This is a genomic window from Micropruina sp., from assembly GCF_047607385.1.
Taxonomy (GTDB): Bacteria; Actinomycetota; Actinomycetes; order Propionibacteriales; family Propionibacteriaceae; genus Micropruina.
This window is the reverse complement of the sequence record NZ_JASGDE010000163.1, coordinates 1-24,709: the sequence shown is the minus strand read 5'-3', so window position 1 is coordinate 24,709 and position 24,709 is coordinate 1. Positions and strand designations below refer to the sequence as shown.

Genomic DNA, 24,709 nt, shown 5'->3' with positions numbered 1-24,709 from the left:
GGCTCCCTCGTGGAGCCGCGCTTCGTCGCTGTTCGGCCGGGCCGCGTCGGCGGTGGCCGGGGCGGCGTCCCGATAGGGTCGAAGCATGCCCGCACCCTCCCTCTCCGCCCCCAGATCCGCGTCCGCGGTGGTGAATCTCTTCGCCTACAACGGCCTGGTGATCGGCGTCTACGCCGCGTCGCTGGCGGCGCTGCGGGAACGCCTGGGACTGGACGCCACCGGGATCGCCGTCCTGCTGGTCGCGGCCGGGCTGGCCGCGATCACCGGCATGCAGGTGGGTGGACGGCTGTCGGACCGGATCGGCGCCCGGCGGATCGCGCTGGCCTGCCTGTTCCCCCTGCTGATCGGGCTGCTGCTGGCCGGCTTCGCGGTCAACTATCCGATGCTGATCGCCGGCGGGCTGCTGCTGGGTGTCGGCAACGGCGGCATCGACGTGTCGATGAACGCCATCGGCGTCCAGGTCGAGGCCACCCGGCCCAAGCCGATCATGAGCTTCTTCCACGGCATGTGGTCGGTGGGCAATTTCAGCGGCGCCGCGCTGGTGCTGCTGGCCTCGCTGGCCTGGCCGTCCGCGCCCGTGCAGGCGGCGGTGCTGGTCGCCACCGCGGTCGGGGTGGCCAGCATCGCCGCGGCGCTGCGGATCACCCCGGAGACCGCCGTGGTGAACCATGTCGACCACACCGGGACGAAAGCGCCGATCCCGCGCTGGGCGTACCTGCTCGGCCTGATGGCGATCGCCTTCGGCCTGGGTGAGGGCACCGCGATGGACTGGTCGGGCCTGCACGTCACCGAGGTGGCCGGGATCCCGGCCGCCCAGGGCTCGGTGGCGGTCACCGTGGTGGCCGGCTTCATGGTGGCCATCCGGCTGCTCGGGGACGCCCTGGTGGCGCGCTACGGCCGGCGCGCCGTGGTCCGCTTCGGCGGCGGCTGCGCGGCGCTGGGCTACCTGATCACCGCTCTGGTCACCCCGCTGCCGGCGCTGCTGATCGGCTGGGCGCTGGTCGGGTTCGGGGTCGGCATGATCGCGCCGCAGGTGTACGCGGTGGCCGGGCACGCCGCCGGCGGACGCGGGCTGGCCGTGGTGGTCACCTTCGGCTACGCCACCTTCCTCAGCGGCCCGGCCGTGATCGGCTTCCTGGCCGGCCAGTTCGGACTGCAGCAGACAATGCTGGTGCCGGCGGTGCTGCTGGCCGCGCTGCCGTTCCTGGCGGCGGTGATGCCCCGCGAGACCAAGGGCGCGACCGCCGAGGCCTGAGCCTCAGGTGGTGATCAGCCGGGCTCCGGGGACCGGACCGGTGACCCGGCGGACGGCGCGGCACAGACCCTCGCTGGACAGCTGCACCGACAGGTCCACCGCCGCCGCCTCGTTGGCGGCCAGGAAGGCGCAGGTCGGGCCGGCACCGGAGACGATCGCACCGAGGGCGCCCAGGTCCCGTCCGGCGTCCAGGATCCGCGACAACTCGGGACGCAAGGACGCCGCGGCCGGCGCCAGGTCGTTCACCAGCGCCGCGCCGAGAGCGGCGGCGTCCCCGGCCACCAGGGCGTTCATCACGTCGGTCGGCATCGGCAGGTCGGCGGGGGCGTCGGGGTTCAGCTCGTCGAACCGGCCGAACACCGCCGGGGTGGACAGTTCGTCGTCACTGAGCGCCAGCACCCAGTGGTAGGTGCCGCGGCTCAGCACCGGGACCAGTTCGTCGCCGCGTCCGGTACCCAGCGCCGTGCCGCCCATCAGCTGGAACGGCACATCGGCGCCCAGCCGGGCGCCGAAGCTGCGCAGTTCGTCGGGTGGGGTGTCCAGATCCCACAACACCGAACAGGCCAGCAGGGCGCCGGCGGCGTTCGCCGAACCGCCGGCCATGCCGCCGGCCACCGGAATGGTCTTGCGGATCACCAGGTCGGCGCCGAAGCGGTGCGGCCCGTACTGCTGGGCCAGCAGCTTGGCCGCCTTGACCGCGAGATTGCGTCCGTCGGCCGGCACCAGGCCGGCCTGCTCGCCGACCACAGAGACGGTGAACCGGCCGGGCTCGGCCCAGCGGACGCCGACCTCGTCGAACAGCGACACCGACTGGAAGACGGTCGCCAGCGGGTGGTAGCCGTTCGGGCGCACCGCACCCACCCGGAGGGCCAGGTTGACCTTCCCGGAGACCCGGACCCGGACCCAGTCGGCCTCAGGGGCTAGGGGTGACGCCACGTCCGCAAAGCTAGCCGATGCGCAGCCCGTTGGCATCAGCGACCACAGCCAACCGGGCGAAGTCGGTCACCCCGAGCACCTCTCCCCTGGCCTGCGGGTCGATGCCGGCCGCCTGCAGGGCTTCCGAAGCGGCCGCGGACGAGCCGAACAGGCCGGCCAGCGCCGAGCGCAGCATCTTGCGGCGCTGCGCGAACGCGGCGTCCACCAGGGCGAACACCTGCGCCCGGGACGCGGTGGTCTGCGGCGGGTCGCGGCGCTCCAGCCGGACCAGGCCCGAGTCGACGTTCGGCACCGGCCAGAACACCGCCGGCGGCACCGACCCGACCCGGCGGGCGGCGCAGTACCAGGCCAGCTTCACCGACGGCACCCCGTAGACCTTCGACCCGGGTGGGGCGACCAGCCGGTCGGCCACCTCGGCCTGCACCATCACCAGCCCGTGCCGGATCGTCGGGAACCTCGCCAGCACGTGCAGCAGCACCGGCACGCTGACGTTGTAGGGCAGGTTCGCCACCACGGCGGTGGGTTGCGGGTCGGTCAGCCGGTCGACGCGCAGCGCGTCCGCCTCGATCACGGTCAGCCGGTTCTCGTCGCCGGGTTGCCGTTCCGCGACGGTCTGCGGCAGCCGCCGGGCCAGCCGGTCGTCGATCTCCACCGCGTGCACCCAGGCGGCGGCCTCCAGCAGGCCGAGGGTGAGCGAGCCCAGGCCGGGCCCGATCTCGAGCACCACCTCGTCGGGGGCGAGTTGGGCGCAGGCCACGATGCGACGCACCGTGTTGGCGTCGTGGACGAAGTTCTGCCCGCGCTGCTTGGTCGGCCGCAGGTCGAGTTCGGCGGCCAGTTCGCGGATCCGGCGCGGATCGAGCAAGCCGTCAGCCATCGTGTCCCCACTCTCCGAACAGCGCGGACGCGTTGGCGTCCAGCAGCGCACAGAACTCGGCCAGGTCGGCGCCGCGGCGCTGTGCCAAGAAGCGCACCGTGTGCGGCAGCAGATAGGACGCGTTCGGCTTGCCGCGGAGCGGAACCGGGGTCAGATAGGGGGCGTCGGTCTCCACCAGCAGCCGGTCGTCGGGGGTGATGTCGAACGCCTCCCGGAGCGCCTGGTTGGGCTTGAAGGTGACCGTGCCCGGGAAGGACAGCCAGGCGCCGCGGTCCAGGCACTGCCGGGCGAAGCCGGCGTCGCCGGAGAAGCAGTGCATCATGAACCGCTCCGGGACGCCTTCGACGTCCAGCACGTCGAGGACGTCGGCGTGCGCGTCCCGGTCGTGGATCACGATCGCCAGATCGTGCTCTCGAGCCCAGGCCAGGTGCGCGGCGAAGGACTCCCGCTGCCGGCGTTTCCCCTCGTCATCACGGGTGCGGTAGTAGTCAAGCCCGGTCTCGCCGACCCCCCGGACGCGCTCGCTGGAGCCGACCAGCGCGGCCAGGGCGTCCAGTTCGGCGCCCAGGGCGGCCCCGGCCCGGGCCGCGTCGTTGGGGTGCAGCGCGACGCAGGCGATCACCCCCGGATGGGCCTCGGCGATCGCGATCGCGGATGCGGAGCTGGGCACGTCGCAGCCCACCTCGACCAGCCGGGTGACGCCGACCGCGGCGGCCCGGGCGACGGCGTCCGCGACCGTCAGGCCGGAGAACTCGCTGGTGCTGAGCAGGTGGGTGTGGGCGTCGGTGGTGGGCGCCGGCAGCGGTTCGGGCGCGGCGGGCAGGTCACGACTCATCGGCGGTCCTTCAGTGCGGCGTCGTACAGTTCGCGGCGCGATACGCCGTGTGCGGCGGCGGCCTCGGCGACCGCCTCGGAGAGCCGGCGGCCCGCCTCGGTGGCCAGCCGGACGCTGGCCAGGGCATCCGGCAGGCTGCCGCCGGCGCTCGCCGCGCCCTCGATCACCACGGTGATCTCGCCGCGGACCTCACCACGGGCCCAGGCCGCCAGGTCGCCGAGGCCGCCGCGCAGGATCTCCTCGTGGGTCTTGGTCAGCTCGCGGCAGACGACCGCGCGCCGGTCGCCGCCGAACGCGCCGGACGCGTCGTCGAGGAAGGCGGCCAGCCGGTGCGGGGCCTCGAAGAACACCATGGTGCGCTGCTCGGCGGCCAGCCCGGCCAGCCGTCCGCGCCGCTCCCCGGCCTTGCGGGGCAGGAAGCCCTCGAAGCAGAACCGGTCGGTGGGCAGCCCCGACACCGCGAGCGCGGTCAGCACCGCGGAGGGGCCGGGCACCGCTGTGACCCGGACCCCCGCCTCGGCGGCGGCCGCGACCAGCCGGTAGCCCGGGTCGGAGACCGCCGGCATGCCGGCGTCCGAGACGACGACGACGCGGGCGCCCTCCAGCAGCCGGGCGATCAGCCCGTCCACCCGGGCCGCCTCGTTGCCGTCGAAGAAGGAGACCAGTTGGGCGGCCGGCGCGACGCCCAGCCGGCGGCACAGGTCGCGGAACTTCCGGGTGTCCTCGGCGGCGATCAGGTCGGCCTCGTCGAGCGCGGCCAACAGGGCCGGCGAGGCGCCGGCGGCGTCCCCGATCGGCGTGCCGGCCAGCACCAGAGCTCCCGGTTCAGCCATGCGTCCTACCCTTGCACATCGCCGTTGGGCGGTTCCGCAGGTGGGGCGGTCGAGTCGGGCGACGGTCGACCGATCGTGACTGTCTGCGGGACCTCTTAGGATGGCTCGGTGACCGAAGCGACCGCGACCCACCCCACTCCCGGTGCCGGGACCTCCGCGTCCGGGGACCTCGAGCAGGTCGCTCCGCCCCAGCGGGGCCGCGCACCGATGGTCTCGCTGCGCGGGCGGTGGCAGCCGCCGGCCGGTCGCGACGACCTGAGCACCGTCGAGCGGCTGCGCGACGGCACCATGACCGACGCCGCCGCCGGCTGGGTGGTCACCCTGTCGATCACCCTGCTCGCCTTCCTGATCCGGCTGCACAACCTGGGCTACCCGAAGAACCTGGTCTTCGACGAGACCTACTACGCCAAGGACGCCTGGACGCTGCTGCACTTCGGCTACGAGCGCAGCTGGCCGGACAAGACCGCCGACGCCTCGATCGTCGCCGGGAAGACCGACGTCTACCTGGACACCCCGGCGTTCATCGTCCATCCGCCGCTGGGCAAGTGGCTGATCGCGGTCGGCGAGCAGTGGTTCGGCATGAACGCGTTCGGCTGGCGGTTCATGGCCTGCGTCTTCGGCTCACTGCTGGTCTTCGCCACCATCCGGCTGGCCCGGCGGCTGTCCCGCTCGACCCTGATCGGCGGCATCGCCGGCATCCTGCTCACCATGGACGGGCTGGCCTTCGTGATGAGCCGGACGGCGCTGCTGGACATCTTCCAAGCGGTCTTCCTGGTCGCCGCGGTGGCCTGCTGCGTGGCCGACCGGGACTATTACCGGCATCGCCTGGCCGGCATCCTGGAACGCACCGGGCGGCACGATTTCGGCGGTGGTTTCGGGCCGGTGGTCTGGTTGCGGCCGTGGCGTCTGGCGGCAGGGCTGCTGTTCGGCGCCGCGCTGGGCTGCAAGTGGAACTCGGTGTTCGTGCTGGCCGTCTTCGGCGTCCTCGGGGTGCTGTGGGACGTCGGTGCCCGGCGGCTGGCCGGCGCCAACTGGCGATCCTGGCTGGCGATCCTGGTCGACGGGATCCCGGCCTTCGTCCGGCTGGTCGTGGTGTCGGTGGTCGTCTACGTGTCGACCTGGACGGGCTGGCTGCTGACCACCGGCGGCTACGACCGGAACTGGGGCCAGGAGCACCCCGACCACCCGTGGGTGTCCGCGTTCGGTGAGCGATTCGCCTCACTGTTGTGGTACCACAAGGAGATTTACGAGTTCCACACCGGCGACTACATCAAGAACGCCACCCATCCCTACGACGCCCACCCGGCCGGCTGGCTGGCCATGCTGCGGCCCACCGGATTCGACGCGGTCAACGACATCAAGCCCGGCACCGACGGCTGCACCGGCCCGGAGAACTGCATCCGGGTGATCTCGGCGATGGGCACCCCGGTGTTGTGGTGGATGGCCGCGATCGCCCTGGTGGTCTGCATCGTGTGGTGGATCGGCGGCCGCGACTGGCGCTTCGGCGTCCCGGTGCTGGCCGCGCTGTCCACCTACCTGCCCTGGTTCAACTACACCGACCGTCCGCAGTTCTTCTTCTACGCGGTGATCATGGTGCCGTTCACCGTGACCGGGCTGGCGATGGTGATGGGGCTGATCCTGGGCCCCGCGGACAGTCCCGGGCGACGGCGCGGCGCGATCGTGGTCGGCGTCGCGGTCGCCCTGGTGGCGGTCAATTTCGCCTGGATCTACCCGGTGCTGACCGACGAACTGCTGCCCTACTCGCAGTGGCTGGCCCGGATGTGGTTGCGCTCCTGGATCTAGGAGTCCGCTGAAACTCAGATGCGATGGGAGCCCGATGGACGACAACTACGGCGCCTTCGCCCGGATCGACTGGCCGGTGCACACCGCGCGGCTGACGCTGCGACCCGCGGAGGCGTCCGATGCGGCGGCGACATGGGAGTGGCGCGGCCTGCCGGAGGTGAACCGGTGGTTGAGCGCGGCTCCGTCCCGGGACGACTATCTGAGTGCGTTCGCCGAGCCGCGCCGGCTGGCCAGCACGCTGATCGTGGAGCGGGACGGCGCGCCGATCGGCGACCTGATGCTGCGGGTGACGGACGCCTGGGCGCAGGCCGAGGTCGCCGATCAGGCCCGCGGTGTACAGGCCGAACTCGGCTGGACGCTGGACCCGTCCGAGCAAAGCTACGGCTACGCGACCGAGGCCGTCCGCGCCCTGATCGGCCTGTGTTTCGACTGCCTCGGGATCCGCCGCCTCGAGGCCAGTTGCTTCGCCGTCAACGAGCCGTCCTGGCGGTTGATGGAACGCCTCGGTATGCGCCGCGAGCTGTACGCGGTGGCCGAGTCGCTGCACCGCGAGCATGGCTGGATGGACGGCATCACCTACGCCCTGCTCGCCTCGGAGTGGCCGGGTGCCGTGGAGCGGACCGGCCGATGATCACCGTGGACGACAGCAAGGCAGAGACACCATCGGACTCGCCATGCCGAAGGAAGAACGCCGGGTGCTGGCCGCGGGCTGACGATCCACTCAGGGCGACCTCGACTCAGCACTCGGCCCAGTAGCCGCCCGGGGCGAACAGCTCGTCGACCAGCGGCTCGATCAGATTGGCCTCGGTGAGCAGGTCGACCAGCACGTAGCGGGTCCGGATCCACCGCGAGTTCTGATAGCTGGCCCGGAAACGGTCCATGCCCATGCCGATCTGGGACGGGTGGGTGACGGCGCCGACGACGTCCAGTTTCTGCTGCAGCACCGCGGTGGGCAGCAGCTGGGCGCGGACCCGTTCGGCGATCGACGGCCAGCGCCGGACGGTGAGCTCCAGCCGGTCCCGCAGTGCCGCGGCGTCGATGTACTTGGCCCGGGTCTGGGCGATCGCCTCGGCGTGCAGTTCGGGGCTGAGCGCGGCCCGCAGCCGGGCCTCGGTCTGCTGCCAGCTCGGCCAGGCCGCGACGGCCGCGTCGATGTCGATCAGCGCCGGAATGTCCGCGGCCAGCATCCGTTCGTACAGCGCGGTGACCGCCAGGGTGCCCAGGCCGACCTTGAAGCCGTGGGACAGCGGCGGCTCCCAGTCCCGGCCGTAGTGCTCCATCTCCCACAGATGGCTGAACTGGTGCCCTCCGCCCGACGACGGACGCGACGACTGGTACACCTGCATCGCCAACCCGGACATGATCAGCCCCTCGGCCAGCCCGGTGAGCGCGTCGGGATCGCCGTCCCGGCATCCCTGCGGGTCGGCGAGCGCGTCCCGCAGCGGGGCCTGCACCAGCTCCCACACCACCGGGTCGATCGGCTCGATGCCGAGTTCCTCGGCGATGATCCAGTCGGCACCGGCCGGCACCTTCTCGATCAGGTCGCCGAAACCGGTGGCGGTGAGCCGCTCGGGTGCCCCGGCCATGATGTCGAGGTCGGCGATCACCCCGGCCGGGGCCGGACAGGTGAGGGTCTGCTTGAAGCCGTCCGGGGTGGTGATCGAGGCGCCGAACGAGGCGTAGCCGTCCATCGACGCGGCGGTCCCGACGCACAGGTACGGACGGCCGAGTTCCCCGCAGGCCCGTTTGGCGATGTCGTTCAGGGTGCCGGACGCCACCGCGACCACGGTCGCGTCCCGTCCCGCCACGGTGTCGCGCAACAGTTCGACGTTGGCGTAGCTGGCGTACAGGGTCGGGGTGCCGGGAAGGATCAGCGGCTCGGCCTGCGGCACCCCGGCCGCGGTCAGCGACGCCGCCACCTGGGCACCGGCGACGCGCCAGTGGTTCTCGTCGGCGACCAGCAGGGCGGTGCGTCCGGGAAAGAGCCGGGCGAAGGTCGAGCCGGTGCGGGTGACCACGCCGCGTCCGATCTCGATCGCCCGGGTGTCGGTGGCGGAGCGCAACGCCTGTTCGATCAAGGTCTCGGGCATCGGGCTCCTCGGCATCGACTTCGGCTGCTGATGCCACGGTAGTGCGGCCGGCCGCGGCGCAAGCGGATCCGCTCCGGATTTCCACATCCGTGCCACAGCACAGCCGGTCCCTCCGGCGGGCACGTCTCAGCCAATCCGCCGCCCCGGGGCCGTGTCGGCGGCTCGGCGTAGGGTGCTGTCGCCGCGCCAGAGACGAGAGGGACCGCCATGCCGCTGTGGACACTGCACGGAGACGGAAAGCTGCGGCCCGGCGAGGTGGTCGCTCCGCACGAGCGGCTGTCCTGGGGCAAGACCGTCGGACTGGGCGCCCAGCACGTGGTGGCCATGTTCGGCGCCACCTTCGTGTTCCCGCTGCTGATGGGGCTGAATCCCCAGCTGGCGGTGATGATGTCCGGCATCGCGACGCTGATCTTCCTGCTGGTGGTGCAGGGCCGGGTACCCAGCTATCTGGGCTCGTCGGCGTCCTTCGTCGGCGTGGCCACCGCGATCTACGGCGCCGGCGGCAACCCCGCCGACCTGAGCGGCGCCATGCTGTGGGTCGGGGTGCTGCTGTTCATCGTCGGCGTGATAATCCATTTCGCCGGCTCCCGGGTGATCCATGCCGCGCTGCCGCCGGTGGTGACCGGTGCGGTGGTGATGCTGATCGGGTTCAACCTGGCCCCCGTGGTGGCCGGCACCTACTGGCCGCAGGACCAGTGGATCGCCCTGTTCGTGATGCTGGTGGTGGTCGTGCTGAGCGTCGGGGTGAAGGGGTTCCTGGGCCGGATCGCGATCTTCCTGTCACTGGTGATCGGCTACCTGGTGAGCTGGCTGGCGGACGTCCTGACCGGCCCGATCACCTCGTTCAGCCCGGCGGCCGGCGAGCCGACCACCCACCTGCGGGTGGACTGGAGCGCGGTGCAGGCGGCCCCGCTGGTCGGCTTTCCCCCGCTGACCGACCTTGCCAACTGGCAGTTCAACGCGGCGAGCAATGTGGTCGGGCTGCACGCGCCCCACTTCAACGTCGCCTTCGCGCTGATCGCGCTGCCGGTGGTGATCGCGCTGATCGCGGAGAACACCGGCCACGTCAAGGCGGTCGCCGAGATGACCGGCACCAACCTGGACAACGACATGGGACGCGCCATCGCGGCCGACGGCATCGGCTCGGTGATCGCCACCGCGGTCGGCGCCGGGCCGACCACTACCTACGCCGAGAACATCGGCGTGATGGCCGCCACCCGGGTCTACTCGACGGCCGCCTACGTGGTGGCCGCGGTGGTCGCGATCCTGTTCGGCTTCTCGCCCAAATTCGGGGCCATCGTGTCGGCCACCCCGGGTGGGGTGCTGGGCGGCATCACCGTCGTGCTGTACGGCATGATCGGCCTGCTCGGCGCCAAGATCTGGAAGGAGAACGGGGTCGACTTCGGCAACCCGGTCAACCTGGTTCCGGTCGCCGCCGGCATCATCATCGGCATCGGCGACGTGTCCCTGCAGATCGCCCCGGGCTTCGTGCTGAGCGGCATCGCGCTGGGCACCATCGTCACCGTCGCGGTCTACCACCTGGCCCACGCGCTGGCCCCCAAGGAGTTGCGGGACGCCGCCGGCGGCACCGTGCTGATCGTGGACGAGCCGGGCATCTGGACCGACACCGACGAGGGCCCGTCCGCCCGATGACGGCGCTGCAGGTGGCCTTCTTCCGGAACATGAACCTGGGCCAGACCCGCAGTCACAGCCCGACCCGTCCGGTGTTGGAGGACGCCTTCACCGCCGCCGGGGCGGTCAGCGTCCGATCGTTCCAGACCAACGGCACGGTGCTGTTCGACCCGCAGACCGTCTCACCGGCGGCGCTGGTCGAACGGGTGCGGACGACGCTGGCGCAGCGCGTCGGCTACACCGATGTGGCCGCGATTCAGCCGCTGAACGCCGTGGCCGCCCTGGCCCGAGACATCCGCGAACTGCTGGGCATCATCGACCGGTCCGTCTACACCACCTTCTTCGACCCGGACGCCGCCATCGGCTGGGCCACGCCCGGAGCCCTGCTGGACGCCCTCGGCACCACGGTGCTGGCGTCCGGTCCGGGCTGGGTCGTCACCCAGGTGGCTCCCGGCGGGGACCCGACCACCGCCGTCCAGGCCAAGCTCGGATCGAAGGCCACCACCCGGGGATTCGGCACCGTCGAACGACTGGTCCGGGCCGCGGGGCTCGGGTCGGGGGAATAGAGTGCCGCGGGTGTCGCGCCTCACACCCGCCGTCCGCTCCGGGCTCTCCATCGCCGCCGCGGTCGGCATCTACGGGGTCTCGTTCGGCGCGCTCGGGGTGGCGTCCGGACTGAGCGTGGCGCAGACCTGCGCACTCAGCCTGCTGATGTTCACCGGCGGTTCCCAGTTCGCCTTCGTCGGGGTGATCGGCGGTGGCGGCACCGGGCTCAGCGCGCTGGTCGCCGCCACCCTGCTCGGGCTGCGCAACGGCGTCTACGGCATGCAGTTGGAGGCGCTGCTGCGTCCGGCACGAGCCTGGGCGCCCGCCTATGCCCAGTTCACCATCGACGAGTCGATGGCCAACGCCACCGCGCAATCCGACCCCGACGAGCAGCGTCGCGGCTTCTGGACGGCCGGGTTGGGGGTTTTCGTCGCCTGGAACCTGTTCACCCTGCTGGGCGCCATCGCCGGCAACGCGATGGGCGACCCGGCGCTGTGGGGGTTGGACGGTGCCGCCTGCGCCGCGTTCCTGGGGCTGCTCTGGCCCCGGTTGCACGGCCGCGACCCGATCGCGATCGCCGTGGTCTGCGCCTTCGTCACCATCGTGTTCACCCCGTTCACCCCGCCCGGATTGCCGATCATCATCGCCGCGGTGGTGGCCGCCGGGGTCTGGGCGGCGCAGCAACGGAAGGCGCTCTGATGGATCTCTGGCTCTGGGTGCTGCTGGCGTGTGCCGCCGCGTACGCGCTGAAGGTGTCGGGCTACCTGCTGCCCAAATCGGTGCTGGACCGTCCGTTCGTGCCGTCGGTGGCCGCCGCGCTGACCGTCGGCCTGCTGTCGTCCCTGGTGATCAGCAACACGATCGCCAAGGGCCAGGCCCTGGTGCTCGACTCCCGACTGCTCGGCGTCGGAGCCGCCGCGGTGGCGCTGAAGCTGAACTGGCCCTACATCGTCGTGGTGATCGTCGGTGCCACCGCGACCGCCGCCGGACGCTGGGCCGGGCTGCCCTGACGTCCGTTCTCACACCACGTAGCATCAGCCGGCCTTCCGAGGCCATCAGCTCCGGTTGTGGTTGCGCTTGACCCCGCCGCGGAGCTCCGGCATCCCTATCTCGACATCGCTTCACGGTGCCGTGATCGGTAGGATCTCAAGTCCGGACGCTGCATCGCGTTCCGGGCTTCGCATCTAGTGGGCACGTTCGTAGGTTCGTTGGCGTTGGTGCAGCGGCTGCCGAGCGGCTCCTGACCAGGCCACCAACTGTGGAACCGGTTTCTGGTGGTTACGGCGACCGGTACCGGCGCCGCTGACTACTCGAACCGGTTTCTGGTGGCCACCGATACCCCCTGGGGGTTACCCACACCCACCAGAAAGTGGTTCGAGCAGAGACAGCGAGCCGACACCAGTCCAATAACCACCACAAACTGGTTCCAGCACCTCACCAGCGCCGGCAACCCACGGATCAGCCCACCAGCCCAGCTCCCACCGCCAACGAACAAACGCACACAACCACTGGTGGTGATGTTGAAACGGAGTCACGGCGGGTGCAGCTTCCACAATTTGCACAATCCTCCTATCGAGCTCCATCCACCCAAGAATCACCCCTGGGGCAGCCTTCTCCAATCGGGTGAATTCCGATACCCTCCTCCTATGGTGAGGGTGGAGTCCGGCTGCCGCGACTGTAAGCGGTGTACCAACTCAAGCGTTTCAAACTTTGGTAGGGATGCGGGACGGGCGAGCGCGGCACTCTACACCGTGGGCATCAGCGAAGTCGCGCGAGCCTTCACCAAGAACTGCTCCACATGCTGCCACAAGCTCTCTCTCCATACCGGCGCGGTTGCCTCGCAGCAGGTTGTCGTGGTGCAACAAGCCGCGCCCCAACCCGTTGTCATGATCCAGAACAACGTGGCGCCTCCGCCGCCTCCGCCGGGACCACCCCCGGGTTGGTATCCGGATCAGCACAATCCGGGGCTCCAGCGGTGGTGGGACGGCACTCGCTGGACCGTACACACCCAGCCCTATCTGCGGTAGAGCCGACCTCAGCCCCGTTACAGATTCGTCGACTGCAGCACAGGATTTCGGCGGGAGGCCTGCCAGATTGGGCATCCCGACTGGTGAACAGCATGATCACCGCCACCCTTTTCTTTACTCGCATAAAGAAAAGGGTGGCGACGGAGCCCACTGAATCGTGTTTTACGGCGATGGACGAGGCGACGACCCTCCCGAATCTCACGACAAAGCGTGACCAGCGAAACCCAAGCTACTACCTACGGGCTGGAGTCTATGGACATGGCCGTCCGGCAAGATGGCGCCCAGACCAGGCCAACGCAGCGGTCAACCGGGACGGGCCAAGGACGGAGCTCGACCCTGATATCCGCGGTCTGGTGTGTGGCGGCCCGGCATGTCCCTCCTCAGGCCGGGAACTGGACCGCGGATATCAGGGTCGAGGTCTCAGGCTTCCAGCATCTCCGAACCCAGCCAGTGCTCGGGGATGCCGAAGCCCTCCACCAGTGCGGTCGCCCGGGGCCGCAGGTCGTGGCAGAGCTGGTTGATCTGCTTGCGCAGCGCCTTGGCGCGGGCGTCCGACATCCGGTGGTGGGACAGGAACCAACCGGTGTCGGCCTCCAAACTGGTCAGCGCGAAGAGCGTGCAGAGCTCCTCCAGCGTCTGCTGCGCGACCCGGTCGCGACAAGCCTCGATGCCGGCGATGAAGGAGTCCAGCACGACCCGCTCCATGTGCGCCCGGGCGACGAACAGCACATGGTCCTGCATGGCGTTGACCTGGTCGAACGAGTCCCGGTCGGCGGCCCGCATCCGGCGGGCCAGCGAGTCGACGCTGTGCCGCTCCCGCTCCTCGAACATCCAGGCCTGCCAGCCGCGGTCGTAGAACGCCGCGGAATCGCCCTTGCGCCGCGCTGCGGCCACCAGCCGTTCGGCCAGCAGTCCGGCACCGGTGCGTTCGATCACCGCGCTGCCCACCATCCGTGCGGACGCCTGCACCAGGCCGACCCGGTCCAGGCCGCCCCAGACCTCGCGATAGTCGGTCAGCACGCCCTTGGTGACCAACTGCAGCAGCACCGTGTTGTCGCCCTCGAAGGTGGCGAACACGTCGGTGTCGGCGCGCAGCTGGGTGAGTCCGTTGGCGGCCATGTAGCCGGCGCCGCCGCAGGCTTCGCGGCAGGTCTGGATGGTGCTGTTGGCGAATTCGGTGTTCAGCGCCTTCAGGCCGGCGGCCAGGGTCTCCAGCGCGCGCTGTTCGCGCGGGTCGTGGCCCGGGTCGCTGCTCAGCTTGCCGTAGCCGGCGATCAGGTCGTTCTGCGCGAAGCCCAGCGCGTAGGCGCGGGCGATCGCCGGCAGCAGCTTGCGCTGATGCGCCAGGTAGTCCAGCAGCGGCGACTCGTCCTCGGAGCGGGAGTGCCGGAACTGACTGCGACGGGTCGCGTACCGGGTGGCGATGGACAGCGCCCGACGAGCGGCGATGGCGGCCCCGCCGCCGATGCAGATCCGGCCCCGCACCAGGGCGCCGAGCATGGTGAAGAAGCGTCGGTTGGGGTTCTCGATGCTGGAGACGTAGTGGCCCTCGGCGTCCACCGACCCGAACCGGTCGAGCAGCATGTCGCGGGGCACCCGAACCTGGTCGAAGCTGAGCCAGCCGTTGTCGACGCCGAGCAGTCCGCCCTTGTAGCCGTTGTCGCCGATGGTCACCCCGGGCAGCGGGTTGCCCTCGGCGTCCCGGATCGGCACCAGGATGCAGTGCACCCCGCGGCCGACGCCGTCCACCACCAGCTGGCCGAACACCGCCGCCATCCGGCCGTGCTGCGCCGCGTTGCCGATGTAGGTCTTGGCGGACGTCTCCCGCGGCGAATGGACGACGAACTCGCCGGCGTCCGGGTCGTAGCCGATGGTGGTCTCCAGGGACGCCACGTCGCTGCCGTGCCCGCGTTCGGTCATCGCGAAGCAGCCCAGCAGCCGCAGATGGATGGCGTCGTCGAGGAACCGTTCCTGCTGCGCCGGGCTGCCCAGGCCGGCGATCGCGCCGCCGAACAGGCCGTGCTGGACGCCGGACTTGATCGCCACCGACAGGTCGCCGTAGGAGATGGTCTCGAAGTCGATCAGGGACTGGAGCTGGGTGTCGACGGTGGCCGCCTCGATGCCGACGATGGACTTGCCGAGGCCGGCCGCCACCAGTTCCTCGAGCCGGCGCAGCGTCCAGGCCCGGGCCTCGGCCAGCCCCAGGGACGGGTCGCGCAGCATCCCCTCGGCCGGGAGGGCGGCGCGTCCGGCCGCTCGGCGTTCGTGGTGCGGGCCGTCCAGGGCGGCCAGCAGGGCCGACCCGAGCGCGGTGTCGACGGCGGGATGATCGGTGACGGCTGCAGTGCTCATCGGTGTCCTTCCAAGGTGCTGACCAGGCGATTCGCGGGGTGGGTGGCGGGGCCGAGCAGGTCGGCGAGGTCGTCGGCGACGTCGGCTGCGGGACGGTTCATGCCGGCCCGGATCCATTGATCGGTGGCGGCCCGGACGCAGCCGACCAGTCCATGACCCCAGCTGGCGGCCCGGCCGGCGTCGATGCCGTTGGCCTGCAGCAGTTCGGCGATCCGCTCGCCGATCCGCATGGTCAGGCCGGTCACCGGGTCGTCGCTGAGATCGCCCTCGACCAGCGGCCGGGACATCACGAACCGGTAGATCTCCGGGTCGCGCTGGACGAGTTCCAGATAGCTGTGGGTGAGGTCGCGGATCAGCTGGTCGAGGTCCTTGACGTCGTCCCAGCCGACCGAGGTGCGCAGGTCGTCGAGGATGAACTGGGCCACCTTCTCCACCACCGCGCGGTAGAGGCCCGGCCGGTCGCCGAAGTGCCGGTAGATCACCGGCTTGGAGGTGCCGGCCTCGGACGCGATCTCGTCCATGCCGACGGTGGCGCCGTGCCGGCGGATCGCCCGCAGCGCGGACTCCACCAGCTCGCGACGGCGCTGCCGGCGATGCTCAGCCCAGCGGGTGTCGCGGCCGTCCTCCTGTGTTTTCACGACACTCAGAGTACCCGGTACTTTTGGTACCTGCTACTGTGAGGATCGCCAAAATCTGCAGTCGAAGGAGCGCCATGGCAGACCTGCGCAACGCCGTCATCGTGGGCAGCAACCGCGTCCCGTTCGGAAGGGTCGGCGGCGCCTACGCCGCGGCCACCAATATCGACATGTTGACCGCCGCCATCGACGGCCTGGTGGCCCGGTTCGGGCTGGCCGGCGAGCGCCTCGGCGAGGTGGCCGGCGGCGCCGTGCTGAAGCACAGCCGCGACTTCAACCTGACCCGCGAGGCGGTGCTGTCGTCGGCACTGAGCGCCGCCACCCCCGCCTACGACGTCGGCCAGGCCTGCGCCACCAGCCTCACCGCGGCCATCCAGCTGAGCAACCGGATCCGGGTCGGGCAGATCGACGTCGCCGTGGCCGGCGGGGTCGATTCGGCGTCCGATTCCCCGATCGCGGTCGGCGACCGGCTGCGCAAGACGCTGATCCGGCTGAACGCCGCCAAGACGCCGCTGGACAAGGTGAAGACGCTGGCCAGCGTCCGACCGTCCGACCTGGCGCCCGAGGTGCCGCGGGCCGCCGAGCCGCGCACCGGGCTGAACATGGGTCAGCACCAGGCGCTGACCACCGCCCAGTGGGGCATCACCCGGCAGGCCCAGGACGAGCTGGCCGCGGCCAGCCACCACAACCTGGCCGCCGCCTGGGATTCCGGCTTCTTCGACGATCTGGTCACCCCTTATCTGGGCCTGACCCGTGACCAGTCGCTGCGTCCGGACACCTCGGTGGAGAAGCTGGCGAAGCTGCGTCCGGTGTTCGGCGACGGTCCGGACGCCTCGATGACCGCCGGCAACTCCACCCCGCTCTCGGACGGTGCGGCCACCGTGCTGCTCGCCGACGAGGGCTGGGCGCGGGCCCGGAACCTGCCGGTGCTGGCCCGGATCGTCGACGCCGAGACCGCCGCCGTCGACTACCTGCTGGGCGGCGAGGGACTGCTGATGGCCCCCGCGCACGCCGCCGCCCGGCTGCTCACCCGCACCGGCCTGGCCCTGCAGGACTTCGACTACTACGAGATCCACGAGGCGTTCGCGTCCACCGTGCTGTGCACCCTGGCCGCCTGGGAGTCCGACGACTACTGCCGCACCACGCTCGGGCTGGACGGTCCGCTCGGCTCGATCGACCGCGCCAAGCTCAATGTGCACGGCTCGTCGCTGGCCGCCGGGCACCCGTTCGCGGCCACCGGCGCCCGCATCCTGGGCAGCCTGGCCAAGATGCTGGCGGCCAAGGGTTCCGGCAGCCGCGGCCTGATCTCGGTCTGCGCCGCCGGCGGGCAGGGCGTGGTGGCGATCGTGGAGGCCTGCTGATGAACTTCGACCGGATCGTCTCGGGGGTGCTGGATTCCCCGCTGGGCAAGACCGTGGCCGCCAAGGCCGGCCTCCCGGCCGCCACCGAGTTGCGCCGCGGTGCGGCGATGCCCGCCGGGCCGGTCGTGCTGGCAACGGTGAACACCGCCGGATCGGCGATTCCGGACGCCCTGGGCAGCCTCGGCATCGATCCCCAGCCGGCCCTGGTCGACACCCCGGACGCCCGGACGACCGACGCCGACGGACGGCAGCGGCCGCCCGCCTATCCGGGCCGGATCGGGGCGATCGTGCTGGACGCCACCGCAGCCGCCCGGGTCGGCGACCTGGAGCAGGTGCGGGCCGTGCTGCGTCCCGCGGTGAAGGCGCTGGAACCGTCCGGACGGGTGCTGATCGTGGCCGGCGACCCGGCCACCGCGTCCGAGGTGGAGACCGCGGCGGTCCGGCAGGCCCTGGACGGCATCATGCGCTCGGTCGGCAAGGAACTGCGGCACGGGGCGACCTGCAATCTGATCCAGGTCGCGGACGCGACGACCGCCGCCGACCTGGCGCCGGTGCTGCGTTTCGCCTTGTCCGGGCGTTCCGCCTATGTGAACGGCCAGCCCTTCGTGCTGGCACCGCCGGTTGAGCCTGTCGAAACCAGCGAGGGTCTCTACAAGCTCGACCAACAACGCAGCGCGGGCGTAGACCCACGCGAAGGCCGGATCGTGGTGGTCACCGGCGCCGCCCGCGGCATCGGCGCGGCGATCGCCCGCCGGTTCGCCGCCGACGGCGACCGGGTGGTGGTCATCGACGTGCCGGTGGCCGGCCAGGCGCTGGCCGAGGTGGCCAACGAGATCCACGGCACCGCCCTGCAGCTCGACATCACCGCTCCGGACGCCGGCCAGCGGATCGCCCGGCACGTCGTGGAGCGCTACGGCCCCGACGCCCGCGTCGGCGCCCTGGTGCACTGCGCCGGCATCCTGCGCGACAAGATGCTGGTCAACCTCGACGAGCAGCGCTGGGGTGCGGTGCTGGAGGTCAACCTGGCCGCCCAGTTCCGCATCAACGACGTCCTGCTCGCACCCGGACAGCCCGGGGGGATCGCCGACGGCGGCCGCATCGTGGCCATCGCGTCCACCAGCGGGTGGGCCGGCAACAAGGGACAGACCAATTACGCGGCGTCCAAGGCCGGCGTGATGGGCATGGTGCGGGCGCTGTCGGCCCGGCTCGCCGATCGCGGCATCGTGGTCAACGGGGTGGCTCCCGGGTTCATCGAGACCGACATGACGGCGTCCATCCCGGTGATCGACCGGGAGATCTTCCGGCGCTCGTCCAGCCTGCTGCAGGGCGGACGGCCGGTCGACGTGGCCGAGGCGATCGTCTTCCTGGCCGATCCGGCCACCCCGATGAACGGCCAGGTGCTGCGGGTGTGCGGCCAGCTGATCGTGGGTCGCTGATGACCGAGGTGATCGTCCTGGACGGGATGCCGGTGGCCGCCGGGCTGTACGCTCGGGCGGTCTCGCCGCGCTCGCGTCCGCCGGTCGCCGACGGCCTGCCCGACCGGGTGGTGAACCTGGTGCACCATCGCTGCGAGGTGGCCGAGGTCGCCGGCTACGACCGGGTGTGCGGCTTCACCCTGACCGATCGGCTGCCGGCCACCTGGCTGCACGTGCTGACCTTTCCGCTGCAGCTCACCCTGCTGACGGCGCCGGACTTCCCGCTGGCGCCGCTGGGCATGGTGCACGTCAGCAACAGCATCACCCTGCATCGTCCGGTGCTGATCACCGAGCCGCTGGAGTTGACCGTGCGTGCCGAGGGGCCGCGGCCGCACCGCCGCGGCGTCGTGGTCGATCTGGTCGGCGAAGCCCTGGTGGCCGGCGAGCGGGTCTTCGAGGGACGCTCCACCTACCTGAGCCGGGCGGCACGGCTGGAGGGCGAGGAGCACCGGCCCGAGACGGACGAGGGGTCTCGGCAGGCTCAGCCGGCGGAGCTGCCCACCGCCGGGCTGTGGCGGCTGCCGTCCGAGCTGGGCCGGCGCTACGCCGCGGTCTCCGGCGACGTGAACCCGATCCATCTCAACCCGCTGGCCGCCAAGGCGTTCGGACTGCCCGGCACCATCGCCCACGGCATGTGGACCCATGCCCGTGCGCTAGCCGCGCTGCAGCCCCGGCTACCCGACTCCTTCGACGTGTCGGTGCGATTCAGCAAGCCGGTGCGGCTATCCTCCACGGTCCGCTTCGCCGCCGCCGAGACGTCCGCCGGATTCGCCGCGCAGGTCACCAATCGCGACGCTGACAAGGTGTTTCTCACCATGGACGTGACCACCCGCTGACCAACACGCGGCGAACTGTACAGTTGCACAGCATTCTGGCCGTTCGTACAGTCGAGGTGTGGCCAATCCTGCCGATCTCACCGGGCGTGCCCGGATTCGTGACGCGGCCCTGGCGGCTTTCGCCGAGTTGGGCGACGCCGCCAGCATCCGCCTGATCGCCCAGCGGGCCGGGGTGTCACCGGCCCTGTTGCAGCATCACTACGGCACCAAGGACGGGCTCCGCACCGCCTGCGACGAGTACGTGCTGTCCTATTTCCGCGAGCACGTCGCCGCCGGCGTGGACGAGTTGGGGATGGCCGATCCGGACTACCTCGCCGAGGTGTACCGCTCGGCGCCGGTGGTGATCGGCTACCTGAACCGGCTGCTGATGGAGAACGCCCCGAGCTCGCAGTGGATCTTCGACTCGCTGGTGGCGATCACCGAGCCGTACCTGTCCGCCGACGCCGCCTCGCCGGTGCGGGACCGGGCGGCGGTGCTGGTCGCGATGAAGCTGGGGGTGCTGTTGCTGTTGCGACCGCACGTCGACCGGGCGCTCGGCCTGGAGGCGTCCCATCCGGCCGGCAATCCGCGGATCAGCGCGGCCCAGCTCGACTTGCTCAACCCCGACCTGGTCTCGCCCGAGGTGATGGCGGCCGCCCGGCGCGCCACCGAAGCGGCGGCACTGCGATGACCGCGGTCATCGAGTTCGACGCCGTCACCAAGCACTACGGACGGGCGACCGCGCTGGACGGACTCAGCCTGCAGGTTCAGGAAGGCCAGGTGCACGGCTTCCTCGGCCCCAACGGCGCCGGCAAGACCACCACGATGCGGATCGTGCTCGGCCTGCTCGGGATCAGTTCCGGACGGGTCAGCGTGTTCGGCCTCGACCCCTGGCGCGACGTCGCCGCGATCCACGGCCGGCTCGGCTACGTGCCCGGCGACGTGACGCTGTGGCCCGAGCTGACCGGCGGCGAGACTCTCGACATCCTGGGCCGGCTGCACGGCGGCGTCCGGGATCGCCGGGCCTGGCTGGACCTGTTCGACCTGGACCCGACGAAGAAGAACCGCAGCTACTCCAAGGGCAACCGGCAGAAGGTGGCGCTGGTGGCCGCTTTCGCCTCGGACGCCGAGCTGCTGATCCTGGACGAGCCCACCTCGGGGTTGGATCCGCTGGTCGATCAGGCCTTCGTCCAGGCCGTCCGCTCCGAGCAGGCCCGGGGCAAGACCGTCCTGTTCTCCAGCCACATCCTCGGCGAGGTCGAGCGGCTCTGCGACTGGGTCAGCATCATCGCCGACGGCAAGCTGGTCGATTCGGCACCGTTGGCGCAGTTACGCGGCGCCCAGCAGACCCTGGTCACCGCCCGGGTCGACGTCCGACCCGATCTGGCGCTGGACGGGGTGTCGGTGCTCGAGGACGACGGCGAGCGGCTGCGGCTGAGCGTCACGACGTCCGTGCTGCCGGAGCTGCTGCGCCGGCTGGCGGCGGCCGGGGTGCACTGCATCGAGGCCGGCGCGCCCTCGCTGGAGGACGTCTTCCTGGCGCACTACCGATCCGCGGGTGCCTGATGCGCACCCTGGTGCGGGCGCAGCTGCGCCGGTCCCGCTGGGGGTTGACCGCGTGGCTGCTGCTGCTCGGCCTGTTGCCGGCGCTGATGGCCGTCACCACGGCGGCCGGCTACCCGACCCAGGCCGACCGGGACGCCTTCGCCCGCGAGGCGACGGCCAACCTCGCCGAGGTCGCGCTGCGCGGCCCGGTCTTCGCCCCCACCACCGGCGGGCTGGTGGCCTGGACGCTCGCCTCGTCCGGCTCACTGGTCGGCTGCGTGATCGCGCTGATCTTCATCGTCCGCCTCACCCGCTCCGACGAGCAGTCCGGACGCCTGGAGCTGGAGCTGGCCGGACGGGTCACCCGCGCCGACCAGTTGCGGTCCGCGCTGCTGGTGGTCGGCGGCGCCGGGGTGCTGGTCGGGGTGGTGGCCTTCCTCGGCCTGGTCGCCACCGGGATGGACCCGGCCGGCTCGGCGCTGCTCGGGCTGGTGCTGACATCGACGATGCTGTTCTTCACCGCCGTGGGTGCGCTGTGCGCCCAGGTCGCGGCCGACGCCGGCGCCGCCGGCGGTCTCGCCACGATCACCATGGGGGTGACCCTGCTGATCGTCGCGATCGGGGACGCCATGGGCAGCCCGCTGGTCTGGGCCAGCCCGTTCGGCTGGGCCCGGCACGCCCAGGCGTTCGTCGCCAACCGGTTCTGGGTGCCGCTGATCCCGCTGGCCCTGGCCGGGCTGCTGGCCTGGCTCGCGCTGCGGCTCAACCGCTCCCGCGACTTCGGCACCGGGATGATCGGTCTGCGGCCGGGGCGGGCGTCCGCGGCGTCCTGGATCCGCGGCCCGCTGACCCTGGCGCTGCGGCTGCAGCGCGGCTCGATCATCGGCTGGACGGTGGCGCTGGGCACCCTGGGGCTGCTGCTGGGCTCGGTGCTGAGCGGCCTCGACCAGCAGCTCGCCGGCGGCACCTTCGAGGAGTTCGCGCAACGGCACGGCGGCACGGTCGGCGAGGTGTTCTTCCAGTTCGTGCTCTACCTGCTCGCCCAGATCGCCACCGCGGCGGCGCTGACGGCCGTGCTCACCCTGCGGCGGGACGAGGCGGGCGGGCTGGCCGAGCTGGTGCTGGCCCGTCCGGTGACCCGGCGCCGCTGGTCGCTGGTGTGGTGGCTGGTGGCCGCCGGGGTCGGGGCGTTCATCCTGGTCGGCATCGGCGTCGGTGCCGCGCTGAGTTCCGGACGCTGGGCGCTGCCGCTGGACACCATCGCCTACCTGCCGGCCGCGCTGACCGTCGTCGGGCTGGCGTTGGCCCTGGTCGGCTGGGCGCCGCGGATCGCCGTGGCCACCAGCTGGGCGGTGCTCGGCGTCATCCTGCTGCTGGACCTGTTCGCGGAGTTCAACCTGCTGCCGTCCGACCTGGTCCGCAACCTCTCCCCGTTCGCCGCCACCTTCGGCGGCCTGTTCGCCGGCGGCCTGCCGGAGACGCTGCTGGTGCTCGGGCTGATCGGAGTCGGGCTGGGCGGGTTCGGCGTCCTGGGGTTGCGGCGCCGCGATCTGCAGCCGGCCTGAGCCGGCCCGGTCAGCCGCGACGCACGGCCAGCGTCGCCGGGCGGGTCAGCCGCGACGCAGCCGCCGGATCGCCACCTCCGCCAGCAGCGCGGCGCAGTCGGCCAGCACGTCGTCGTCGAACATCGCCCGTGCCGAGTGGTTGGTCGGGGCGCTGGCCCAGTCGTCGCCGGGGTAGGTGGAGATGAAGATGAAGGCGCTCGGCACGTGCCGGCCGACGAAGCTGAAGTCCTCTCCCCCGGCCAGCGGGTAGGGCAGGTCGGTGTAGCGGTCGGCGCCGAACAGCTCGGTGACGGTGTCGCGGACGTGCTCGTACTCGACCGGGTCATTGACGGTCACCGGGTAGCCGCGCTCGTAGTCGACATCGACCGTCATCCCGTGCGCCTCGGCGATGCCGGTGGCCAGCCGGGTGATCCGCTCGGGGATGGACGAGTGGGTGGCGTCGGAGAAGGTCCGTACCGTCGCCTCCAGCCGGGCGTCGTCGGGAATGATGTTCTCCTTGGTGCCGGCCGCGATCTTCCCGACCGTCACCACGACCGGGTCGAAGATGTGGAACTGCCGGGTCACCATGGTCTGCAGGCCGATGGCGATCTCGCAGGCGACCGGAACCGGGTCGGCGGTGTTGTGCGGCTGCGAACCGTGCCCACCCCGTCCGCGGACGGTGATCGCGCACCGGTCGGCCGCCGCCATCATCGTTCCCGGACGTCCCCACCAGACCCCGAACGGCGCCTGGGCGGCGGAGACGTGCAGCCCGTAGGCGGCGTCGACCCGGCGTCCGGCAGCATCGAGGACACCCTCGGCGATCATCGGTGCGGCACCGCCCGGCCCCTCCTCGCCGGGCTGGAACATGAACACCACGTCGCCGGGCAGCTGGTCGCGCAGCTCGTGCAGGATCTTGACCGCCCCGACCAGCCCGGCCACGTGCAGGTCGTGACCGCAGGCGTGCATGGTGCCGGTGGAGGACGCGAAGTCGAGCCCGGTCTCCTCGATCACCGGCAACCCGTCCATGTCGGCCCGCAACAGCACCGCCGGCCGGGTTCCGGTGGTCTCGCCGCCGCCGCGCAGCACCGCGACCACGCTGGTCAGCGAGGTTCCGGTGCTGATCTCCAGGTCGAGGCCGGCCAGCGCCTCGAGGATCCGTGCCTGGGTGCGCGGGTTGTGGTTGCCCAGTTCGGGGTCGGCATGGATCTCGCGGCGCAGGGCACGCAGCTCGGGGTGCAGCCGAGCCGCGATGGTGGTGGTTGCGGTCATGGCCTCACCCTAGAGAACCCGGTCCAAGGTGGCCGCCGAACAGGCAGACCGACCTGGTCATCTCGGTGTATGACGAGCCTGGAGATCTCCCACCAGGCCGAACGGGCGCCGGCCGGCTGTGCGAGCCGCACGCCCGGATCGTCCGGTCCTAGGCCCTCCCTAATCAGTTCTGCCCTCCCGTCGACGGGAGGGCGGAACTGATTAGGGAGGGCCTAGTCGCGCAGCGCCCGGCCCAGGGCGTCCAGCTTGGCCTCGACCGCCGTCAGCCGGGCCTCGACCTCGACGGGCAGCGCACCGACCGCGCCGGACGGTGCGGACGCCGCGGCCGGGACCGTGCGTCCGCGGCTGAATTTCCACCAGCCCACCGCGACGGTGATCACCAGGGCGACCGTGAGCACCGCGAACCGCGGCCACTGCTCACCGGCCGAGATGCCCATGCCGACCGCGTAGATCATGGTGAACAGCCCGCCGAGCAACGCCCCGTTGGCCAGCACCGGTCCGCTGTTCGCGATCGCCAAGGAGAGCAGCATCACCAGGGTGGCGCAGACCAGCAGGATGATCGAGGTGGTCAGCCGGTAGGTGCTCCAGGCGCTCTCCCCGCCGGAGGAGTAGGGCGGCTCCGGGTAGAAGGTGTTGACGCCGATGCCGATGAAGGCGGTCACCACCAGGCCGAGGAAGAAGCTGAAGATCACCTGCAGCATCGACTGGCCGACATCACGTTGCGCACTCATATCCCAAGCGTGCCAGCACGGCGTCCGGTCAGCGCCGTTCCCCGCCAGAAGCCAGCTCCGCTCCCCGCTCTGGCGCTCGCCTAACTATTTCGGGCTCGCTGAGTTCAGCGAGCGCCTAACTATTTGGCGCTCGCTGAACTCAGCGAGC

General features: G+C 71.3%; 23 protein-coding genes. 14 read left to right on the top strand and 9 right to left on the bottom strand.

Annotated features, from left to right (window positions below; all coding sequences use genetic code 11):
• Window positions 1-85 precede the first annotated feature (85 nt).
• Window positions 86-1,255: an MFS transporter gene (locus tag QM582_RS14405; RefSeq protein WP_415085516.1), complete on the top strand. Its 1,170-nt coding sequence runs from the start codon at window positions 86-88 to the stop codon at window positions 1,253-1,255.
• Window positions 1,256-1,258: 3 nt separating this feature from the next.
• Here QM582_RS14405 and QM582_RS14400 read toward each other — a convergent pair whose 3' ends face one another.
• The 4 genes from QM582_RS14400 to rsmI are packed head-to-tail and all read right to left on the bottom strand — an operon-like array spanning window position 1,259 to window position 4,736.
• On the bottom strand, window positions 1,259-2,191 hold the full coding sequence (locus QM582_RS14400; RefSeq protein ID WP_415085514.1) for a 4-(cytidine 5'-diphospho)-2-C-methyl-D-erythritol kinase: 933 nt from the start codon (window positions 2,189-2,191) through the stop codon (window positions 1,259-1,261).
• Window positions 2,192-2,201: 10 nt separating this feature from the next.
• Window positions 2,202-3,068: a 16S rRNA (adenine(1518)-N(6)/adenine(1519)-N(6))-dimethyltransferase RsmA gene (gene rsmA / locus QM582_RS14395; protein WP_415085513.1), complete on the bottom strand. Its 867-nt coding sequence runs from the start codon at window positions 3,066-3,068 to the stop codon at window positions 2,202-2,204.
• Window positions 3,061-3,903: a TatD family hydrolase gene (locus tag QM582_RS14390; protein ID WP_415085511.1), complete on the bottom strand. Its 843-nt coding sequence runs from the start codon at window positions 3,901-3,903 to the stop codon at window positions 3,061-3,063. The genes rsmA and QM582_RS14390 overlap by 8 nt, the downstream gene beginning before the upstream one ends.
• Complete coding sequence (gene rsmI, locus QM582_RS14385) at window positions 3,900-4,736, bottom strand: 16S rRNA (cytidine(1402)-2'-O)-methyltransferase (RefSeq protein ID WP_415085509.1); 837 nt, start codon at window positions 4,734-4,736, stop codon at window positions 3,900-3,902. The genes QM582_RS14390 and rsmI overlap by 4 nt, the downstream gene beginning before the upstream one ends.
• Before the next feature lie 255 nt (window positions 4,737-4,991).
• On the opposite strand from rsmI, the gene QM582_RS14380 reads away from it, so the two are divergent.
• Complete coding sequence (locus tag QM582_RS14380; RefSeq protein WP_415085520.1) at window positions 4,992-6,539, top strand: dolichyl-phosphate-mannose--protein mannosyltransferase; 1,548 nt, start codon at window positions 4,992-4,994, stop codon at window positions 6,537-6,539.
• A gap of 34 nt (window positions 6,540-6,573) precedes the next feature.
• A complete protein-coding gene (locus QM582_RS14375; RefSeq protein WP_415085507.1) occupies window positions 6,574-7,170 on the top strand; it encodes a GNAT family N-acetyltransferase in 597 nt (198 codons plus the stop codon).
• Between the two features lie 106 nt (window positions 7,171-7,276).
• Here the strand turns inward: QM582_RS14375 and QM582_RS14370 are convergent, their stop codons facing one another.
• Window positions 7,277-8,629 (bottom strand): sn-glycerol-1-phosphate dehydrogenase, encoded by a 1,353-nt coding sequence (locus QM582_RS14370; protein WP_415085505.1) that lies wholly within the window; start codon window positions 8,627-8,629, stop codon window positions 7,277-7,279.
• 207 nt (window positions 8,630-8,836) lie between these two features.
• Between QM582_RS14370 and QM582_RS14365 the strand changes: the two genes are divergently transcribed.
• The 5 genes from QM582_RS14365 (at window position 8,837) to QM582_RS14345 (ending at window position 12,834) form a co-directional block, all read left to right on the top strand.
• Window positions 8,837-10,282: a uracil-xanthine permease family protein gene (locus QM582_RS14365; RefSeq protein WP_415085503.1), complete on the top strand. Its 1,446-nt coding sequence runs from the start codon at window positions 8,837-8,839 to the stop codon at window positions 10,280-10,282.
• The gene (locus QM582_RS14360; RefSeq protein ID WP_415085501.1) at window positions 10,279-10,827 is read left to right on the top strand and encodes a DUF1697 domain-containing protein; all 549 of its coding nucleotides are present in this window, start codon (window positions 10,279-10,281) and stop codon (window positions 10,825-10,827) included. Before QM582_RS14365 ends, QM582_RS14360 begins: the two co-directional genes overlap by 4 nt.
• A gap of 10 nt (window positions 10,828-10,837) precedes the next feature.
• Window positions 10,838-11,506, top strand: coding sequence for an AzlC family ABC transporter permease (locus QM582_RS14355; RefSeq protein ID WP_415085499.1), 669 nt, complete (start codon window positions 10,838-10,840; stop codon window positions 11,504-11,506).
• The gene (locus QM582_RS14350; protein ID WP_415085497.1) at window positions 11,506-11,817 is read left to right on the top strand and encodes an AzlD domain-containing protein; all 312 of its coding nucleotides are present in this window, start codon (window positions 11,506-11,508) and stop codon (window positions 11,815-11,817) included. The genes QM582_RS14355 and QM582_RS14350 overlap by 1 nt, the downstream gene beginning before the upstream one ends.
• 507 nt (window positions 11,818-12,324) lie before the next feature.
• On the top strand, window positions 12,325-12,834 hold the full coding sequence (locus tag QM582_RS14345; RefSeq protein WP_415085518.1) for a DUF2510 domain-containing protein: 510 nt from the start codon (window positions 12,325-12,327) through the stop codon (window positions 12,832-12,834).
• Window positions 12,835-13,254: 420 nt separating this feature from the next.
• On the opposite strand, the gene QM582_RS14340 is transcribed toward QM582_RS14345, so the two are convergent.
• A complete protein-coding gene (locus tag QM582_RS14340) occupies window positions 13,255-15,186 on the bottom strand; it encodes an acyl-CoA dehydrogenase (RefSeq protein WP_415085496.1) in 1,932 nt (643 codons plus the stop codon).
• Complete coding sequence (locus QM582_RS14335) at window positions 15,183-15,824, bottom strand: TetR/AcrR family transcriptional regulator (protein WP_415085494.1); 642 nt, start codon at window positions 15,822-15,824, stop codon at window positions 15,183-15,185. Before QM582_RS14335 ends, QM582_RS14340 begins: the two co-directional genes overlap by 4 nt.
• Window positions 15,825-15,898: 74 nt before the next feature.
• Between QM582_RS14335 and QM582_RS14330 the strand changes: the two genes are divergently transcribed.
• The 6 genes from QM582_RS14330 to QM582_RS14305 are packed head-to-tail and all read left to right on the top strand — an operon-like array spanning window position 15,899 to window position 22,582.
• Window positions 15,899-17,182, top strand: coding sequence for an acetyl-CoA C-acetyltransferase (locus QM582_RS14330; RefSeq protein ID WP_415085493.1), 1,284 nt, complete (start codon window positions 15,899-15,901; stop codon window positions 17,180-17,182).
• The gene (locus QM582_RS14325) at window positions 17,182-18,618 is read left to right on the top strand and encodes a 3-oxoacyl-ACP reductase (protein WP_415085492.1); all 1,437 of its coding nucleotides are present in this window, start codon (window positions 17,182-17,184) and stop codon (window positions 18,616-18,618) included. Before QM582_RS14330 ends, QM582_RS14325 begins: the two co-directional genes overlap by 1 nt.
• On the top strand, window positions 18,618-19,493 hold the full coding sequence (locus QM582_RS14320; protein ID WP_415085491.1) for a MaoC family dehydratase: 876 nt from the start codon (window positions 18,618-18,620) through the stop codon (window positions 19,491-19,493). The genes QM582_RS14325 and QM582_RS14320 overlap by 1 nt, the downstream gene beginning before the upstream one ends.
• 58 nt (window positions 19,494-19,551) lie before the next feature.
• Window positions 19,552-20,163 carry a TetR/AcrR family transcriptional regulator gene (locus QM582_RS14315; RefSeq protein WP_415085490.1) on the top strand — a complete coding sequence of 204 codons (612 nt, stop codon included), beginning with the start codon at window positions 19,552-19,554 and terminating at the stop codon, window positions 20,161-20,163.
• Window positions 20,160-21,038, top strand: coding sequence for an ATP-binding cassette domain-containing protein (locus QM582_RS14310; RefSeq protein WP_415085488.1), 879 nt, complete (start codon window positions 20,160-20,162; stop codon window positions 21,036-21,038). The genes QM582_RS14315 and QM582_RS14310 overlap by 4 nt, the downstream gene beginning before the upstream one ends.
• A complete protein-coding gene (locus QM582_RS14305) occupies window positions 21,038-22,582 on the top strand; it encodes a hypothetical protein (RefSeq protein WP_415085486.1) in 1,545 nt (514 codons plus the stop codon). The genes QM582_RS14310 and QM582_RS14305 overlap by 1 nt, the downstream gene beginning before the upstream one ends.
• A 45-nt stretch (window positions 22,583-22,627) precedes the next feature.
• On the opposite strand, the gene QM582_RS14300 is transcribed toward QM582_RS14305, so the two are convergent.
• Together QM582_RS14300 and QM582_RS14295 are read right to left on the bottom strand one after the other, a co-directional pair.
• A complete protein-coding gene (locus QM582_RS14300; protein WP_415085485.1) occupies window positions 22,628-23,830 on the bottom strand; it encodes a M20 metallopeptidase family protein in 1,203 nt (400 codons plus the stop codon).
• Window positions 23,831-24,042: 212 nt separating this feature from the next.
• Window positions 24,043-24,561, bottom strand: a complete 519-nt coding sequence (locus QM582_RS14295) for a hypothetical protein (protein WP_415085483.1) — start codon at window positions 24,559-24,561, stop codon at window positions 24,043-24,045.
• Window positions 24,562-24,709: the final 148 nt, after the last annotated feature.